At 61.8% G+C, this 18147-nt stretch carries 12 protein-coding genes; 8 read left to right on the top strand and 4 right to left on the bottom strand.

Annotated elements, in window-relative coordinates; translation table 11 throughout:
• Positions 1–638, bottom strand: a 638-nt coding sequence (locus AC0KW6_RS21470) for a hypothetical protein (RefSeq protein WP_474036051.1), incomplete at its 3' end; no start/stop codon positions are given.
• A 650-nt stretch (positions 639–1288) separates the two neighbouring features.
• On the opposite strand from AC0KW6_RS21470, the gene rfbF reads away from it, so the two are divergent.
• The 5 genes from rfbF (at position 1289) to AC0KW6_RS21445 (ending at position 7542) form a co-directional block, all read left to right on the top strand.
• On the top strand, positions 1289–2065 hold the full coding sequence (gene rfbF, locus AC0KW6_RS21465; protein ID WP_474036050.1) for a glucose-1-phosphate cytidylyltransferase: 777 nt from the start codon (positions 1289–1291) through the stop codon (positions 2063–2065).
• 2 nt (positions 2066–2067) lie between these two features.
• Complete coding sequence (locus tag AC0KW6_RS21460) at positions 2068–4410, top strand: NAD-dependent epimerase/dehydratase family protein (RefSeq protein ID WP_474036049.1); 2343 nt, start codon at positions 2068–2070, stop codon at positions 4408–4410.
• A complete protein-coding gene (locus tag AC0KW6_RS21455; protein ID WP_474036048.1) occupies positions 4407–5582 on the top strand; it encodes a class I SAM-dependent methyltransferase in 1176 nt (391 codons plus the stop codon). Before AC0KW6_RS21460 ends, AC0KW6_RS21455 begins: the two co-directional genes overlap by 4 nt.
• Positions 5579–6754 carry a class I SAM-dependent methyltransferase gene (locus AC0KW6_RS21450; RefSeq protein ID WP_474036047.1) on the top strand — a complete coding sequence of 392 codons (1176 nt, stop codon included), beginning with the start codon at positions 5579–5581 and terminating at the stop codon, positions 6752–6754. The genes AC0KW6_RS21455 and AC0KW6_RS21450 overlap by 4 nt, the downstream gene beginning before the upstream one ends.
• A 206-nt stretch (positions 6755–6960) precedes the next feature.
• The gene (locus tag AC0KW6_RS21445; RefSeq protein ID WP_474036046.1) at positions 6961–7542 is read left to right on the top strand and encodes a polysaccharide biosynthesis/export family protein; all 582 of its coding nucleotides are present in this window, start codon (positions 6961–6963) and stop codon (positions 7540–7542) included.
• Positions 7543–7628: 86 nt separating this feature from the next.
• Here the strand turns inward: AC0KW6_RS21445 and AC0KW6_RS21440 are convergent, their stop codons facing one another.
• The 3 genes from AC0KW6_RS21440 to AC0KW6_RS21430 form a co-directional block, all read right to left on the bottom strand.
• Positions 7629–8615 (bottom strand): nucleotidyltransferase family protein, encoded by a 987-nt coding sequence (locus tag AC0KW6_RS21440; protein WP_474036045.1) that lies wholly within the window; start codon positions 8613–8615, stop codon positions 7629–7631.
• A gap of 4 nt (positions 8616–8619) precedes the next feature.
• Positions 8620–9588, bottom strand: a complete 969-nt coding sequence (locus tag AC0KW6_RS21435; RefSeq protein ID WP_474036044.1) for a hypothetical protein — start codon at positions 9586–9588, stop codon at positions 8620–8622.
• A 212-nt stretch (positions 9589–9800) separates the two neighbouring features.
• Positions 9801–10019, bottom strand: coding sequence for a hypothetical protein (locus AC0KW6_RS21430; RefSeq protein WP_474036043.1), 219 nt, complete (start codon positions 10017–10019; stop codon positions 9801–9803).
• A gap of 491 nt (positions 10020–10510) precedes the next feature.
• Here AC0KW6_RS21430 and AC0KW6_RS21425 point away from each other — a divergent pair, with 491 nt between their 5' ends.
• The 3 genes from AC0KW6_RS21425 to AC0KW6_RS21415 all read left to right on the top strand — a co-directional run.
• Positions 10511–15958: a cadherin-like domain-containing protein gene (locus AC0KW6_RS21425; RefSeq protein ID WP_474036042.1), complete on the top strand. Its 5448-nt coding sequence runs from the start codon at positions 10511–10513 to the stop codon at positions 15956–15958.
• A gap of 125 nt (positions 15959–16083) precedes the next feature.
• A complete protein-coding gene (locus AC0KW6_RS21420; RefSeq protein WP_474036041.1) occupies positions 16084–16992 on the top strand; it encodes a glycosyltransferase family 2 protein in 909 nt (302 codons plus the stop codon).
• A 613-nt stretch (positions 16993–17605) separates the two neighbouring features.
• The coding region (locus AC0KW6_RS21415; RefSeq protein ID WP_474036040.1) for a hypothetical protein at positions 17606–18147 on the top strand (542 nt) is incomplete at its 3' end.

The raw sequence follows: 18147 nt of genomic DNA, 5'->3' as shown, positions 1-18147 counted from the left end.
GAATTGCGGAAATGGCTGCCGGTCACCGTGGCGTCATCGCCGCCGACAATGCGGACCTGGTAGAAGCCGCCCTCGAAAGCGCTGCTGTCGAGGCTGAAACGGTCGCCGTTCTGCACGTCGATATGCATCGAGACATTGCCGGAAAACGCGCTGTTCTCGACGGTGACCCCGTCGCCGTCGACCACCAGCACGCGCTTGGTGTGGTAATCCTTGCCCGACGCCGGGTTGGCGGCGCTGTAGCCGGTCTTTGGCGCGTTCACCACGTCGAAGGTGACATTGCTGACGGTCACCCCGTCAGACAGGTTGAACAGCGCCGAGGTGTCGGTGGCGGAGGTGGTGCGCACATCCAGGCCCGCGCCCTGGGTTGCGGTCAGGGTGAAGTTCTCCGGAAGCCGCAGGTTCGACCCCGAGATCTGGTAGGTATCCTCAAGAACAAGTGTGCCCCCGGCCTTGAACGTCTTGTTCGACAACAGGGACGCAAACGCGCCGGAGACATCCTGGCCCGCGGACCAGCCGAGGTCAGATGCGTAGAACGGCAGAGAGCGGACGTCCTTTGAGCCGGGACCCGCGGCCAAAATGCCGCCAGCCAGCAAAAGGCCAATGACGGCGGTGCTGATGCGGACTGAAAGACAGGGCATCGGAACTCCTTTTCTTCCGGCGGTGAATGCGGCGCTGCAAACCGCCCTGGCCTCCGCAGCCTGGTCCCCGCACCTTGGCCCCTCAGCCTGGCCCGCACGGAGCTTGATTGCCCGCCCCTCAGCCCGGCGGGTCCTTTTCAATTGAATAAAGAATAGCGCACCCGGGTCATGCGGCAAAAAAAATCGGGGCCGCTGACACAGAGCCGCAGCGGCCGCCAAACTGCGGGCCGCCCCTGAAAACCGCGCGTAACGGCTCCGTGGCCGGGGCTGCAGCATAACGCTGCAGATGCGCGGGCCGCGCTGCACAGGCCGGCCGGAAAGTGTCCAACCGGATGCTGGCCTTTACTTGTGAAGGTTTCGGATTACCGTTCCGACAATGGGCAAGCATTGTGTTCCCTGCCGGGTGTCTAAGTGGTTCTGCTAAGGGCGAGATTGATCAGTATGCTATGTTGCAACATGCCGGCAGAATTTGCTCCGGTTCCGCCCGCTGCCAGCTTTCCCCTGTCTGCGCCTCCCGAGGGAAAGGGAGGCGGTCATCATGCCGTTGTGCAGCCCCGGCTGCAGGCGGGCATGAGATGCGCCGCGCCAGCCCGGCACAAATGCAGCCAGGATATCAGCGTTTCCAGTAACTCCATCAAAGGAGAAGTTTTATGAAAGTGGCTATTCTTGCCGGGGGCAAGGGGACCCGTCTGGCTGAGGAGACTTCCGTCAGGCCGAAGCCGATGGTGGAGATCGGCGGGATGCCCATTCTCTGGCATATTATGATGTTATACTCCCGTTACGGGTATAACGATTTTGCCGTCGCTCTTGGCTACAAGGGAGATTACATCAAACGGTACTTTGCCGAATACGGAACCCTGGCCGGCAGTATCACGGTCAACATGGGGCGTCCCGATCCGGTGGTCCGCCATGATCAGGAGCATGCGCCCTGGACTGTCGACCTGATCGAAACCGGCAACGAGACGCTGACCGGCGGCCGGGTCAAGCGGCTGCAGCCGCATCTTGGCAAGGAAACCTTCATGCTGACATGGGGCGACGGGGTTTCCGATGTGGACCTCGACAAGCTGCTGGCCTTTCACCGCTATCACGGAAAGCTGGCGACCGTCACGGCGGTGCGCCCGCCCGCCCGCTACGGGCACATGCGGTTCGACGGCGATCAGGTCACCGCCTTTGAGGAAAAGCCGCAGACCGCCGAGGGCTGGATCAACGGCGCCTTTTTTGTGCTGGAGCCGCAGGTTTTCGATTACATCGAAGGCGACATGGTGATGTTCGAACACGCGCCTTTGGAAAACCTGGCCAAGGACGGCCAGCTTATGGCCTACCGCCACGATGGCTTCTGGGCGGCGATGGACACGCTGCGCGACAAGCACATTCTGCAGAAACTGTGGGATTCCGGTGAACGCCCCTGGGCGGTTTGGGAGAAGTGAGCATGCGTGTATTGGTGACTGGCCACCGGGGGTATATCGGAACCGTTCTGACCCCGATGCTGATGGCGGCGGGGCATGAGGTGGCGGGCATTGACAGCGATCTCTACGAACGCTGCACCTTTGCTCCGGGCGGCGGGATGCCGCCTGTGCCGACGATCCTCAAGGATATCCGGGCTGTCGAGACTGCGGACCTGCTGGGGTTCGATGCGGTTCTGCATCTGGCCGCGCTGTCGAATGATCCGCTGGGCGATTTCCGCCCGCAAACCACCTATGACATAAATTTCGAAGGCACCATGAAGGTGGCCCGCGCCGCCAAGGCGGCCGGCGTGCAGCGGTTTGTGTTTTCCTCCTCCTGCTCGAACTATGGCGCGTCGGGGGCCGATTTCATTGACGAAACCGGCGCCTTCAACCCGGTCACCCCTTACGGCGAAAGCAAGGTGAAATCGGAGCTGGCGCTGGCAGAGCTGGCCGATGACGGGTTCTGCCCGGCCTTCCTGCGCTCTGCCACGGCCTATGGCGTCAGCCCGCGGATCCGCTTCGATCTGGTGCTGAACAACCTTGTCGCCTGGGCGGTGACAACCGGCAATATCCACATGAAATCGGACGGCACGCCCTGGCGGCCGATCACCCATATCGAGGATATCAGCCGGGCCTTTCTGGCAACGCTTGAAGCACCGGCCAAGGACATCCGCAACGAGGCGTTCAATGTCGGGGTGACGGAGCACAATTACCAGATCCGCGAACTGGCCGAGATCGTGGCCGATGTGGTTCCGGGCTGCAAGGTCACCTTTGCCGAGGGTGCGGGGCCGGACAAGCGCTCCTACCGGGTGAATTGCGACAAGATCCGGCGCGTGATGCCGCAGTTCAAGCCGCAATGGGATGCGCGCCGCGGCGCGCAGTCGCTTTATGAAGCCTACCAGGCGCAGAAACTGACGCTGGAGGCTTTTGAGGGGCCGCGCTATCAGCGCATCGGCCATATCAAGAAGCTGATTTCCGAGGGGATCATCGATGTCGCTTTGACACATACCCCCGCAGGCGAAGCCGCCCGCACCCAGGAGGCCCAGGGCACAGAGCAATCGGAGTTTTCCTCCGACAGCACCAGGGCGCAGTGCATCTCCTGCGGCCACAAAGGGCTGGAACCGATCCTTGATCTGGGGCGGATGCCGCGGTCGGACGGGCTGCTGGAGGCGGCCGGCCTGTCCCAGAAGGAAACCCTGGTGCCGCTGCGGCTGGGTTATTGTCCGGGCTGCACGCTGGTGCAGCTGCTGGAAACCCGCCCGGCCGAAGAAATGTTCGGCGACGATTATGTCTATTTCTCGTCCTACTCCGAGGATCTGCTGAAACATTCCAGGGAGAATGCGGAGGAGCTGATCCGAACGCACGGCCTGGGCCGGGACAGTCTGGTGGTCGAGATTGCATCGAATGACGGCTATATGCTGCAGAATTTCAAGGCGCAGGACGTCCAGGTCCTGGGGATCGACCCCGCCAGCCGGCCCGCCACGGCGGCCCGCGAAAAGGGGATTGAGACGGTCATCGACTTCTTTGGCACCCGCGTTGCCGCCAATCTGCGCGCCCAGGGCAAGCGGGCGGATGTGATCATCGCCAACAACGTGGTTGCCCATGTCGCGGATCAGAACGATCTGGTGGCGGGGATGGCGGAGCTGCTGGCGGACAACGGCACCGTTGTTGTCGAATTTCCCTATGTCCGCGACATGATCGATTTCATCGAATTCGACACCATCTACCACGAGCATCTGTGCTATTTCTCAGCCGGATCCGCCAAGGCGCTGTTCGAGCGGCACGGCCTGTATCTGAACGATGTCCGCCGCCTGCCGATCCACGGCGGCTCATTGCGGCTCTATTTCAGCAAATGCACGGCTGTTACCGATGCGGTGCAGGGCATTCTGGCGGAAGAGCATGAACTCGGGCTCGACCGCTATGATTATTACAAGACCTTCGGCGCGCGGGTGCGCGCCTTTCGCGACCAGGCCCGCCAGCTGGTGGGCACGCTGAAGGCTGACGGCAAACGCATCGCCGCCTATGGTGCCGCTGCCAAGGGCACGATCATGCTGAACTTCCTGAACCTGAACGACCGCACCATCGACTATGCCGTCGACAAGAACATCCACAAGCAGGGCAAATACATGCCCGGCGTCCGGATCCGGATCGACGAGCCGGAAAAGCTGATGCAGGACAGGCCGGATTACGTGATGATCCTGCCGTGGAATTTCCGCGATGAAATCATCCGCCAGCAGCGCGCCTTTCTGGAGGCCGGAGGGAAATTCGTCGTTCCGATCCCCAATCTCGAAATCGTCAGCGCATCAGATCAGGACAGCCCCAGATGAGCAGCCGAACCGCATGCCCGGCCTGCAGCGGCCGGGATCTCACCGAGATTTACCGGCTTGAGGCGATCCCGGTGCAAAGCTGCATCCTGCTGGACAGCGCCGAGGAGGCCCGGCGGTTTCCGCGCCATCCGCTTGTGCTGTTGTTCTGCGGCAGCTGCGGCTTTGTCTTCAACTCCGTTTTCGACCTGTCGCTTGTCGACTATGCCTCTGCCACCGAAGAGAGCCAGCATTTCTCCGGCACTTTCAACCGGTTTGCCCGGGATCTCGCGGCGGAAGCGGCGTCCTTGTATGATCTGAAAGGCAAGCGGACACTGGAAATCGGCTGCGGCAAGGGCGAGTTCCTGCAGGAGCTTGCCCGCCAGACCGGCACCATCGGGCTGGGGGTCGACCCCGGTTTCATCCCGGAGCGGCTGCCCGGGGCAAAAGGTCAGGAGATCACGTTTCAGCGTGAATTCTTCGATCCGGACACCATCGCCGAAGCGCCGGATTTCGTCGTCTGCCGCCACACCCTGGAGCACATTCCCGAGGTCGGCCGGTTCCTGCAGGAGATTGTGCAGCTCATCGGCGGCCAGGCCGATGCCGGCGTGTTTTTCGAAACGCCGGATGTTCAGCGGGTGCTGCAGGAAGGCGCCTTCTGGGACATCTATTTCGAGCATTGCTCCTATTTCACCCAGGGCAGCCATGCGCGGCTGTTCCGGCGTGCGGGCCTTGATGCGACCCGGCTGTATCTGGCCTATGACGGTCAATACATCATTCACTACGCGGCCCCGTCAGCAGGCCGCCCGGCCCTGCCGCAAGAGGACGACCTGGAAACGGTGCGCGCCCTGGCCGCGGCCTTTCCGCAGAAGGTGGCCGAGGTCCGGCGCCACTGGACCGGCTTCGTCCGCGCCCGGCATGGCGCCGGCAAGCGGGTGGCGGTCTGGGGCGGCGGCTCGAAATGCGTGTCCTTCCTGACCACAAACGATCTTGGGGCGGAAGTGGCACAGGTCGTCGATATCAACCCGTTCAAACAGGGCAAATACCTGCCCGGCACCGGCCACCGCGTCAGCGCCCCGGACGGGCTGCGGGAGGCGCCGCCCGACACTGTGATTGTCATGAACCCGGTCTACCTGCCCGAAATCGGGGCGCAATTGTCCGCAATGGGCCTGACGCCGGAGCTGGTTGCGGTATGACGGCTGGGACCACCATAGCCTGCCCGCTGTGCGCCGCGCGAAAGGCGCAAGGCATCTTCAAGCTGGAAAGCGTTCCGGTGATCTGCAACCAGCTGTGGCCGGACCGGGCGGCGGCGCGGGCGGCGCCTGCCGGAACCGTTGATCTGCAGCTCTGCTCCGATTGCGGGTTCATCTGGAACAGCGCCTTTGAGCCGGAACGCATGGTCTATGCGCCCGGCTACGAGAACGCGCTGCATTTCTCGCCCAGGTTTCAAGCCTTTGCCGAGGACCTGGCCGCCGGTCTGGTGGCGCGCTACGGGCTGGAGGGAAAACATGTGATCGAGGTCGGCTGCGGCGACGGGCATATGCTGGATCTGATGGCGCAAAACGGTGTGGCATCGGCCACCGGCTTTGACCCCTCGATGGCGGATGCATCCACCCCCTTCACCACCCGCGGAAATGTGGAGATTGTCGGCGAATACTTCCGCTCCGATCAGTTGGACCGGCCGTTCGACGCGATCCTCTGCCGCCATGTTCTGGAGCATCTCGACGACCCGGTTGCCCTGCTGAGCGACATCCGCCGGGCGATCGGGAACAGGGATGTGCCGGTCTATTTCGAAGTGCCGAATGCCGGCTGGATGCTGGATGCGGTCTCGATGTGGGACGTCATCTACGAGCATGTGGGCTATTGGAGCGCACCCGCCATAACCGCCCTGTTCCGGCGGAGCGGTTTTGATCCGGTGTCCGTCCGCACCGGCTATGGCAACCAGTTCCTGATGGTCGAAGCGGTCCCGGCAAAACCGGAACCCGGCTACCTTGATCCGGATGCCGCACAGATCTGCGCAGCGGCCCAGGCCTTTGGAACGGCGGCGCGCGCGGAACTGCAGCGCTGGCGCGGCAGGCTGCAGGACTATGACGGCAGCATCGTGATCTGGGGCGCCGGATCGAAAGGGATCACATTCGCCAATGCGCTGGGGGCGGCGGCGCGTTCATTGAGCGCGTTTGTTGATTTGAACAGCCGCAAGCACCAGCGGATGGCTCCGGGTGTCGCCTTGCCCGTCATCGCGCCGGAGCAGCTCGTCAGCCTCCGCCCCTCGATGGTGCTGATCTCGAACGCGTTATATGAGGACGAAATCATCGCCCAGGTTCAGGCCGCGGGGTTGCGGCCGGAATTCGCGATCATCGCCGGGTAGGGTCTGCCGGCGGCCGCGGTTTTCCGTTCTGGAGTACCGCCATTTGCAGAAATAAGGCGGCCGCCATGGCGAATATAAGGGAGATTAACGTGACCGAAGTGCCGCCTTGATATCCTGGCCAGTGTGCCGCAGCGGTTCAGGCATAACTGGCTGAACGGTTGCGCAACTGCCTGTTTTCAGTTTCATTATCCTCAGGGAGGTCTGCTATGATTAAGTTGGTACTCGGGGTTTTCACTGCTCTGCTCTTTGCGGCGGCAGCCCAGGCGCAAAGCGGCTACAAGATAAAATCCGGCGATACGCTGAGCATCGAAGTGCTTGAAGATGAAAATCTGAGCCGCAGCACTCTGGTTCTGCCGGACGGCTCCATCAATTTTCCGCTGGCGGGCGGTGTTGCCGCGGCCGGGCGGACTGTCGATCAAGTCAGAAGTGATCTGACAACGGCCCTGGCGCCCAATTTCGCCGCCAAACCGAGGGTGTTTGTTTCGGTCAATGCTCTGGCGGAACCCACGGCACGTTCCACCGTCCGCAGAAGCCGCGCGGTCTATGTCATGGGGGAGATCACAACACCCGGCAAACTGGAAACAAGCCGCCGCACAACTATTCTGCAGGCCCTTGCCGAAGCCGGCGGCCTCACCCGTTTTGCTGCCGACAAGCGTATTCAGCTGCGCCGGGGCGACAAGATCTATCTCTACAATTACCGCACAAATGACGGCTCCGGGATCTCCGGCAGCACGGTTCTTTCGCCTGGCGATGTGATTGTGGTTCCGCAGCGGCGCCTGTTCGAATAGCCCGGCCCGAGGCGCCTTGCTGGATCACCCGGGGCGCCTTGCCGGATCGCTTGAGGGGCCATAGCCGCGGGGGCCTGCCCCGGGTCTTATCTCGGCTGGCGCAGCCACAACCAGAACCGCGTCCGCCGCAGGCGCAGGATCATCTGCCATTCCAGCTCGGCAAGGACCGGAAGCCGGGACCTTAGAAGCCTGCGCTGATGCAGCACCCAGCCCGGCAGGGTACGCGGGCCGGCCGGGAAATCCGCTTCGGGAAACAGCCGCCGGATTATACGGCACTGCAGTTCCAGCCCGAGTTTGAAACGGTAGGACGGGAACTTCTCCTCGACCCGCTTCCAGTCGACCGGATCCCCCGGAACCGAGCAAAGCTCAATCAGATCGTTCAAATACCGCAGGTGAACAAATCCCGAAAACACACCGCGGTCATGCAGCATATCATGCGCCAGGTTGGTCACCAGGCGCAAATGCGCATTCGGTATCCGCACGGCCCCCTCGCCAAACGGAACCAGATGGCTGTGTCTTTCCATGTCGCGCTCGCTGATCGCGCCAAGATAGCGTTCCGGGATCCGGTGATGGATGTCCAATGCGCCGGCCACATCCGCCCGGAAATAGCTTCCCAGAGAATACTGGTTCTGGCTGTCAGGAAATTTTTCGTAGCCGATGCTGCCCAGGATTCTTTCGACATCGGCATCCTGGTCCGGATTGGTCACGAGGTCCAAGTCAAACGACATCCGCGGCACCTCCGCGGTATCCGCGGCTTGGAAGAGGTTGACCGCCCCCTTCATCAGGCCAACCTCCATGCCCTCTGCCGTCAGGGCTGACAGGACTTCGTCAAGCTGGGCTTTCAGCATGCTGTTGCGGGTGTTGTTGGCGGCGTCAACCGATGCCAGGTAACTCAGGGCCTCGGGGTCAATCTGCCTGGCTTGGCCAGACTGAACCAGTCTTCTGTACAGCAGCGGGCCGACAAGGTTGTCATTGGCGCAGCCGATAATCCGTTCCCAGTCCGCGTCCGGGGGCACCCGTCCTTGCAGGCATTCCGACACGTCTGCCAAAGCACTTGGAGGAAATACCGGCATCTGATCAGCCGCTCCCTGTCAGGCGCCAGGCTTCCCGGGCCAGGTCGGAGGCCTGATCAAGGCCGTCATAGCGGGCGCGGAAAAACCGCGCCGAGCGGACCAGCGCAGCCAGGGATTCAAAACCGTCACCCGACAGGCGGTCGTCCGGAGACCAGCAGGACGCCAGCATCATCCGGATGATTTCATCTTCCAAGGCGACCGGCTCAAGGCCGGCCGGATTGTCCGGGCTTCGGTGCAAAAACAGCACGCAGCGGACAGGGCGCGCCGGGAACGCCCCGGCCTCCAATGCATGGTAACGGACCCGCTTGCCGTCCGGTCTCAGATAGACCGGCCGTTCCTCAAGGCCCGGCAAACGCGGCGCAAGAAGGGGGAGCGAACCGCATTTCAATGTCGCCGGAAAGGGCAAGGACATGACCCGGCCGCCGCTGCGCAGCAAGGCCAGATCGTCCCCCTCCAGGCTGAAGCCCTCTCCGTGCAGCGCAACGGACAAGGTCGACTTGCCGCTCCCCGGATCCCCGCACAGCAGCATATTCCGGCCCTCTGCGGAAACCGTCGCGGTGTGCAGCACCGGGCAATCCGAGGCATCCAGAACCAGTGTTGTCAGCAGGAATTTCAGCGCGGCTCCAATTTCGTTCCAGCCGTGCCAGTCCGGCTCTTCCCCGGCCCAGGCAAGCCCAACCCGCGACGCCTCTTCGATAAGGACAAGCTGTTTTGATGTGGTTGCGGCTGGCACCAGGAGATGTTCAAACACGCTGCGCACCAGATCTGCGGTTTTTTCACCGGTGCAGCAAATCCCGATCGCATGGCCGTCAATTGACAGCCACAGGCGGGATGCGACCGCAACTGGCCCGGAGCGCGGAGCCAGATACCGCACAACACCCGAATCCAGCAGCTCGGTCAAATTCTGCAGGCCATTGGCGCCGCCGGCTGATGCGGCTGAAACGAACTCGGAAACGCTGAGCCCGGCTGTCAACCGGGGCCACAAAGCCACTGTGGTTTCAGATGCAGAGAAGAGCTTTTGGCTGTGAGGCAGAAACAAAAAATGGCATTTCCCGACGCTTTCCAGCCGCACATCGGGCACTGCCATAATCTGAGCAAGGTTCAAGAATAAGCCTCTCTAAAAATTCGAAGGCCGCACTATCATATCCAGGAACCCGGCGCCCCCGCCGGGTTCTTTAATGGAATTTAGAAGAAGCTGCGAATGCGGCGTCCTTTACGGCCCTTCTTCTTTTTCTTCTTTTTCTTCGGTTTGCCGCCGCCATGAGACTTTGCAACCGCCTCGGACGACAGGGTTGTGGACAGAAGAAATGAAACCGCAGGGGTTGTCACAGCCGCAAAACGGCCTGCTTTTTGAAGGATTTCCCTGCGTTCAGGGGATTCTAGCTTATCTGTGTGATCTGACATTTTACCCTAACTCACTGGTACTTTGACTAATTGAACACATTTAGGTCGATCGGGCGGTGAAGCAACAGCAGCGCATGGGCGTTTGATCATGAGCTGTCAAATTTCCCCCCGCCCCAAGGTGCTGCCCCCAGCAGCAGCACATGGAACCTTGGGAATTATTGTGAACCCGGATTGGATTTGAGTCAACTATGCGCGGGTTTTTGGCGCCTGCCGAGAAGGGAGGCGCCCCCCGGCGCCGACGAAAAGGGGACCCTGGCGGGGCTCTCCGAGGCCTTGGCAGCGTCCTTGTTTCAGCAGCGGCCAAAGCCTGTATGGCTGCCCTGTCTGCGCAATTGGCGTTTGGCAGGGGCTGTGGTATTATGTTGCGTTATACGTAAAAAGTTTTGTCCTCTTTCACGGCTGCCTGGAAACCGGGGCAACAGGCCTAGTTAGGTAAAGGGGCAGGCGGCCGGCCGGGCCGCCGTGTTACGAGTTTTTTTGGGGGAAGTTACGTGTTTTCATCAGATGATTTCAGCGGCGGGTCGCTGGATCCTGCGGTGTGGGCCGTCGAAGGCCCGGGCGGGGTGTCCGCGAACGTTGGCGTCAATGCCACGGACGCCTATCTGGAGCTGGTGACGCCGAACGGCAATTACGATGCCTGGCAAACCAACAATTCGGCGCGCGCGATGCAGGCCATCGCCGATGAGGATTTCCAGGTCGAGGCGCGGTTCCTGACCACCCCCAGCGACCGCTTCCAGCTGCAAGGGATCCTGGTGGAGCAGGATGCAGACAACTGGGTGCGCTTTGACACCTATTCCGATGGCAACGTGCTGCGGGTCTTTGCCGGGGTGACGGTGAACGGCAGTTCGTCATCGCGGGTCAATGCGGTGATCCCGGCCGGGGCCGCCGAATACCTGCGCATCGACCGCTCCGGCGACACCTGGAGCTATGAATATTCCGCCGATGGCAGCAGCTGGACCACGGCGGTGAGCTTCGATCACGCAATCACGGCGAGCTCGGCCGGGGTGTTTGCCGGCAATACCGCCCAGGCCACCGGCTATACCGCCCAGGTCGATTACTTCGAGGTCGCCAGCGACCCGATTGCCGATGAGGACGGCAGCATCACCCCGGTGAACACGGCGCCTGTTGCGCAGAATGACAATTATCTTCTGGCGCCGGATGGCAGTCTGACAGTCGATGCCGCCAGCGGCGTGCTGAGCAATGACAGCGATCCCGACGGCGACCCCTTGACCGTTTCCCTCGACACGCAGGCGGCAAACGGAACCGTGGCGCTCAACGCAGACGGGTCGTTTTCCTATACCCCGGATGCCGGCGCCACCGGCTCCGACAGCTTCCGTTACACGCTCAGCGATGGCACCGATAGCGTGACAGGCACCGTGACGCTGGCGGCATCCGGGCCCGGCGGCGGCCCCATTGTCCAGGACGCCCCGGTGCTGACAACCGGCACGCCGGTGTTCAGCAAGGTTATCGTGACAACTGCCATGCCGCTGACCCACGTCGGGCTGGGGGCGGATTTCGATGGGGATGGCGACATCGACCTGGTTGCCACCTCCGAGCAGAACGACTCGGTTGTCTGGTACGAGAACGACGGGGCAGAGAATTTCACCGCGCATGTCATCGATTCTGCGCTGGAGTCGTCCTATCCGGCCTCGGTTGCCGATCTCGACCAGGACGGCGACCCCGACATCCTTGCGGGCGGGTACCGCGACGATCTTTATGTCTGGTACGAGAATGACGGCAACGGCAGCTTCCAGCGCCACACCATCGCGGCCAAGGACGGGGCGCATTTCATCGAAGCGGCGGATCTGGACGGTGACGGCGACCTTGATCTGGTCACCGCAAGCCAGGATTCAAACACCATTGCCTGGTACGAGAATGACGGCGCCCAGACCTTTACGGAGCGGGTGCTCGACAGCAATGCGCTCGCCGCCAAGACGGCGATTGCAATTGATATCGACGCAGATGGCGATCTTGACATACTGACCGCGAGCTTTGGGGACGACACGGTTGCGCTCTATCTCAATGATGGCAGCCAGACGTTCACCAAGCAGGTCATCGATAATGCGGCAAACGGGGCCTATTACGTCACTGCGGCCGATCTGGACGGTGACGGCAGCCTCGACATCGCGGCGGCGGCAATGCTTGGCAACCAGGTCATCGGTTATTTCAACACCGGCGGCAGTTTCACCAAATCGGTTCTGGCAAGCGGTCTGGGCGGGGTGCGCAGCGTGACCGCTGATGATGTGGATGACGATGGCGACATCGATCTGCTTGCTGCCAGCGTGAACGACAATTCGGTGCGCTTCCTGGAGAACAACGGTTCCGGCGTTTTTGGCGCCGTGACGATAGATAACAATGCGCTTGGCGCCTATACGCCGATTCCGGAAGATATCAATCAGGACGGCCTTGGCGATGTGATCGTCGCCAGCAAGACCGATGCGACAGTGGCGGTCCTGCTGCAATCGCGGGAGCAATCCGCCTTTTTGAATGCAGGCGACACCTTTGCGATCGACCCCACTGTGCTGTCCGCAACGGACAGCGAGCAGAGCGCCAGCGAGCTGGTCTACACCGTGGTGTCGGCGCCAAATCTGGGAACGCTGCGGCTGAACGGGGCGGATCTGGCCGCAGGCGGCAGCTTTACCCAGGCGGATGTCGATCAGGGCCTTGTGTCCTTTGCAACCGCGTCCGGCACGGATGGGCTGGACGGGTTCGAACTGGGGCTCAGCGACGGGATTTCGGCACCGGCGCCGGTCCTCTTCAACTTCACAATCGGTTCTCCCGCCTCTGGCAGCGGGCTGGTGTCGGATGACTTTAGCGGCGGATCGCTGGATCCTGCGGTGTGGACCATCGAAGGCCCGGGCGGCGTGTCCGCGAACCTGGGCACCAGCGCTTCGGACGCCTATCTGGAGCTGGTGACGCCGGACGGCAATTACGATGCCTGGCAGACCAATAATGCGGCGCGGGCGATGCAGGCGATCGCCGATGAGGATTTCCAGATCGAGGCGCGGTTCCTGACCACCCCGACGGAGCGCTTCCAGCTGCAAGGGATCCTGGTGGAGCAGGATGCCGGCAACTGGGTGCGGTTCGACACCTATTCCGATGGCAATGTGCTGCGGGTCTTTGCCGGGGTGACGGTGAACGGCAATTCGTCGTCGCGGGTCAACGCGGTGATCCCGGCCGGGGCCGCCGAATACCTGCGCATCGACCGCTCCGGCGACACCTGGAGCTATGAATATTCCGCCGACGGCAGCAGCTGGACCACGGCGGTGAGCTTTTCCCATGCGCTGAACGCGGCCTCGGCCGGGGTGTTTGCCGGCAATACCGCGCAGGCCACCGGCTTTACCGCCCAGGTCGATTACTTCGAGGTGGCCAGCGACCCGATTGCCGATGAGGACGGCAGCATCACCCCGGTGAACCAGGCGCCGCAGGCGGCGGATGACGCGCTGGCGGCGGCCATCGACACGCCGCTGGTGATCGATACCGGCGATCTTCTGGCCAATGACAGCGATCCCGACGGCGATCCGGTCACCTTCGACAGTTTCACCAGCCCGTCGAACGGCACCTTGGTGGACAATGGCGACGGCACGCTGACCTACACGCCCGATACGGGCTATGAGGGGCCGGACAGTTTCACCTACACCATTTCCGACGACGGCAGCCTCAGCGACAGTGCAACCGTGAACCTGACGGTTGCCGCGCCCGCGCCGGGCAGCGGGCTGGTATCGGATGACTTCAGCGGCGGATCGCTGGATCCTGCGGTGTGGACCATCGAAGGCCCGGGCGGCGTCTCTGCCAACCTGGGCACCAGCGCGTCTGACGCCTATCTGGCGCTGGTGACGCCGGACGGCAATTACGATGCCTGGGGCGCCAACAACTCGGCCCGGGCGATGCAGGCGATCGCTGACGAGGACTTCCAGATCGAGGCGCGGTTCCTGACCACCCCGACGGAGCGCTTCCAGCTGCACGGGCTATTGGTGGAGCAGGATGCGGGCAATTGGGTGCGCTTTGACACCTATTCCGACGGTTCTGTTCTGCGGGTGTTTGCGGCGGTGACAATCAATGGAAATTCGTCGTCGCGGGTCAATGCGGTGATCCCGGCCGGAGCCGCCGAATACCTGCGGGTCGACCGCTCCGGCGACACCTGGAGCTATGAATATTCCGCCGACGGCAGCAACTGGACCACGGCGGTGAGCTTCGATCACGCAATCACGGCGAGCTCGGCCGGGGTGTTTGCCGGCAATACCGCGCAGGCCACCGGCTATACCGCCCAGGTCGATTACTTCGAGGTCGCCAGCGACCCGATCGCAGATGAGGACGGCAGCTATACGCCCGTGAACCAGGCGCCGGATGCGATGGATGACTCCCAGTCCGCGGCCATCGGCACGGCGCTGGTGATCGATACCGGCGATCTTCTGGCCAATGACAGCGATCCCGACGGCGATCCGGTCACCTTCGACAGTTTCACCAGCCCGGCCAACGGCACCTTGGTGGACAATGGCGATGGCACGCTCACCTACACGCCCGATACGGGCTATGAGGGCCCCGACAGTTTCAGCTACACCATTTCCGACGACGGCGGCCTGAGCGATACCGCAACCGTGAATGTTGCGGTGGGTCCGGTCATTGACGTCTGGTACGGGCCGGCGCAGACCTTTGGCCAGCCCGGAGTTCCGCAGACCTGGGTCAACATCCTGGGCGATGTCTTTGCCGAGGGGCTGGACACGTTGACTTACACGCTGAACGGGGGCGCGGAGCGGTCATTGTCCGTTGGGCCGGACCAGCACCGGCTGGAAAAATCCGGGGATTTCAACATCGATATTGCCTATGCCGAACTGGACCCGACCGCGGCGGATGACGTGGTTTCGATCATTGCCAGATACGATGACGGATCCACCCATACGCAGGACGTGACCCTTCAGTATGAGGAGGGATCCGATTGGGATCCGAACTACGCGATCGACTGGTCCACTGTCACCAATATCCAGGACGTGGCGCAGATCGTGGATGGCAACTGGATGCTGACCGGTGACGGTGTGCGCCCCAAGGAGCTGGGGTTCGACCGTTTCATCACCCTGGGTGACGACACCTGGGATTTCTTCGAAGCCCGGGTTGCCGTCACCCCGAACGACATGTCTGCGGTGGGCGGTCTGTTCGGGTTCGGCCTGTGGTGGAATGGCCATACGGATGATTCAGCCATCCAATGGCAGCCGCTGCGCGGCTTCACGCCTTCGGAATTCCTGTTCTACAACCAGCATACCGGCACCCCGCATTTCGAGATTTTCCCCAATACCGGCGATACGAATTATGCGCTGGCCGAAGATACGCGGTTCAATTTCGTGATGCGGGTCGAGCAATCGGGCACCTTTGACCGGGCCTACAAAATGAAGGTCTGGGAGGAGGGAACGGCCGAGCCGGTCGATTGGCTGATGGACCTGACGATTGACTATGATGATCCTGTCACGGGGTCCTTCGCGCTTGTCACCCATCATTACGATATCACGTTCCACGACATCGATATTACGGAGATCGAGGGCGGAGATGTCATTCGCGGCGATGCGAGTGATGAAGTTCTGGCAGCAGTCGACACCTCTGACCCCTTGCCGGGACTGGGGGAGCTGGATGTCTTCACCGGTGACGGCGGCGCGGATGTGTTCGTCTTCGGAGAGAACGGCACCGTTTATTATGATGATGGAAACGGCACCACCAGCGGTGAGGACGATTACGGTTATGTCTGGGATTTCAGTGCCGAGGACGCAATCAGGCTTGCCGGGACAAGTTCCGACTACCTGCTGACCGAAGATGCTGCGGGCCTGCCTGCAGGCACCGCAATCTGGCTTGCCGGCGGGCCGGGTGAGCAGGATGAGCTGATCGGCGTCATCGACAATGTGTATGGGCTGGCTCTGACAGGAGATGAGTTTGAATTCTCGAATATTGCCTGATTGGAGACTGAGCCTTGGGCGCGGCTGCCGCCGCCTTCCCGCCACCTCTCCGCAGGATGCGGCAGAGGCGGTTTCCTGCGGCCATGACAACGCCCCGAAATGATAAATGGTGAACGAGTATTCAAATGACACATTTTTCCGGGACGCCGCTGTCCAGCATCGGATTGCCTGTCTGCAATGGCGAAAACTTCCTTGAGCAGGCTATTCAATCCGCCTTGGAGCAGAATTTCGAGGATTTTGAACTCATCATTTCCGACAATGCCTCGACCGACGGCACAGAGGAAATCTGCCGTCACTATGCCAAGGCGGATCCGCGGGTCCTGTATGTCAGGCAGCCCCGCAACATCGGTGCGGCCAAAAACTACAACTACGTGTTTCACCTGGCGCGCGGCCGGTTCTTCAACTGGCTGGCCCATGATGATGTTCTGGGCCCCTCCTTTCTGTCGGCCTGCCTGCAGGGGTTTGAAGAGCACGGCAGCGGCGCGGTCCTTGTCTACCCGTCGTTCAGATATATTGACGAAGCCGGGCGGGAAATCGAGACAGAGGTGCCGTCCTGCGTGGAGACCTCTGCCCGCACACCGGCACGGCGGTTTTACGAAACCCTTGAACAGCTGGCGATCGTGACGTCCGTTTTCGGGCTGTTCCGCCGGGACATGCTTGCCCGCACACGCCTGATCGGCAGCTATATCGCATCGGATTACGTGCTCCTGGCCGAATGCGCCCTGCTGGGAAATATCGTCCGGCTGAATTGCCCGCCGCAGTTTCAGCGCAGGCTGCATAAGAACGGGTCTCAGCGGGCAAACAAAACACCGGACGAAGTGGCAAGGTGGTTTGACCCGGATGCGGTCGCGGATCCGCGCCCGGCACGCCGGTTGTCACGGGAATATCTGAATTCACTTTGCCTGACACCAGGCCTGGCCACGCCGGACCGGTTGTCAGCACTTCTTTTTCTGATTGCACAGCGGCTGAAACTGAAGGCGCAGGTCCGCAAGAAGCAAAGGGTGCGGCAACGGTTGAAGAAGCACGCGGTCTAAAGGCTTTCGGCCTGCTTCGTACCGGCAATGCCAGCCGTTCCCTGTTCCAGAAACACGGCAGCAGAGCTTTTGCACCGGCAGCCCAGGCGCAGCCGGGCCTGAAAACCTGCGATTCGCAATTACGGGACGTTGCCCTGCCCGCCGGAAACCACTCTCTGCGCAACAGCAGCCAAGCGGTTCTGCAAACGGGATTTTTGCTTGTCCTCTTGCCGGAAACTCCGCGTCCCGGGAGTTCAGCGGGCACAGGATACACCGGCCTCACTGTTACAGAACGGCCCCGCGGTTTCCCAGTCCTTTAACTCTTCCCCTTGAGCAGTTTCCTGCCATTGCGCGGTTCTTTGCGAACGGCCGGCGGGGCGAGCGGCTGAAACAAGCCGGCTTTCCAGCCGGATCAGATCGGGACTTTCCGGACACATCGACGGCGATTAGGTCGCTGCCAGGTTTGTACAAGTCCGCTTTCCGGCGGTCCGGGACCTGAGACACTTGCGGCGTCCGGGATCTGTCCTGATGCCCCGGGGCTGTCTCGCGTGCCTGGCTCCGGTGAGTGCTGTTTCGAAATGTAAGAGTGTTGGCCGCGCCACTCCGCGGCTGATCGCCAGTGAAAGGAAATCACATGACCGTTTGGCATTCGTCTGACCTCGGCTGGTCCGCGGGTCAGGATGTCTCCAGCGCGTTTGCGTCCCTGTTGAACAGCAACCAGTTCAAGGCCGGGGACACACTTGTTCTTGAGGATACCTACCAGATCTCGGGGTCGAACCTGCGGCTTCCGGAGAACTTCACCCTGACCGCAACCCAGGGCGCGGGCCTGGATGTGCGCACCACCTCCGCCACCGACACCTCGGCGCTGTTCAACCTGTCTGACGGGGTGACCGTCAGCAATGTCACCTTCGACGTGGTGAACGCGCCAAAGACCGGCTACAGCGCCGCCAACCCGGCGTCGGGCAAGGATTACCACACCAAGCGCGTGCTGGTGGTCGACGGCGACGGGGTCACCGTCGAGAACAGCGCGTTTTCCGGCAATGTCTCGATGCATATCGACGTGCAGAACGGCGACCGTTTCAGCCTCGACAGCAGCGCTTTCGAGGGCGGCTTCTACCAGGTCCGCATTGTCGGCGGCGATGACGCCACGGTGACCGGCAGCCATTTCCGCAATTC

The organism is Leisingera sp. SA215 (genome assembly GCF_055902035.1).
Note: the sequence above shows the minus strand (reverse complement) of the source record. Positions and strands in the feature narration are given on the sequence as shown.

What these genes read in the sequence shown, in the direction of transcription:
- rfbF (WP_474036050.1), top strand. Translation starts at nt 1,289, where the DNA reads ATGAAAGTGGCTATTCTTGCCGGGGGCAAGGGGACCCGTCTGGCTGAG.
- AC0KW6_RS21460 (WP_474036049.1), top strand. Translation starts at nt 2,068, where the DNA reads ATGCGTGTATTGGTGACTGGCCACCGGGGGTATATCGGAACCGTTCTG.
- AC0KW6_RS21455 (WP_474036048.1), top strand. Translation starts at nt 4,407, where the DNA reads ATGAGCAGCCGAACCGCATGCCCGGCCTGCAGCGGCCGGGATCTCACC.
- AC0KW6_RS21450 (WP_474036047.1), top strand. Translation starts at nt 5,579, where the DNA reads ATGACGGCTGGGACCACCATAGCCTGCCCGCTGTGCGCCGCGCGAAAG.
- AC0KW6_RS21445 (WP_474036046.1), top strand. Translation starts at nt 6,961, where the DNA reads ATGATTAAGTTGGTACTCGGGGTTTTCACTGCTCTGCTCTTTGCGGCG.
- AC0KW6_RS21440 (WP_474036045.1), bottom strand. Translation starts at nt 8,615, where the DNA reads ATGCCGGTATTTCCTCCAAGTGCTTTGGCAGACGTGTCGGAATGCCTG.
- AC0KW6_RS21430 (WP_474036043.1), bottom strand. Translation starts at nt 10,019, where the DNA reads ATGTCAGATCACACAGATAAGCTAGAATCCCCTGAACGCAGGGAAATC.
- AC0KW6_RS21420 (WP_474036041.1), top strand. Translation starts at nt 16,084, where the DNA reads ATGACACATTTTTCCGGGACGCCGCTGTCCAGCATCGGATTGCCTGTC.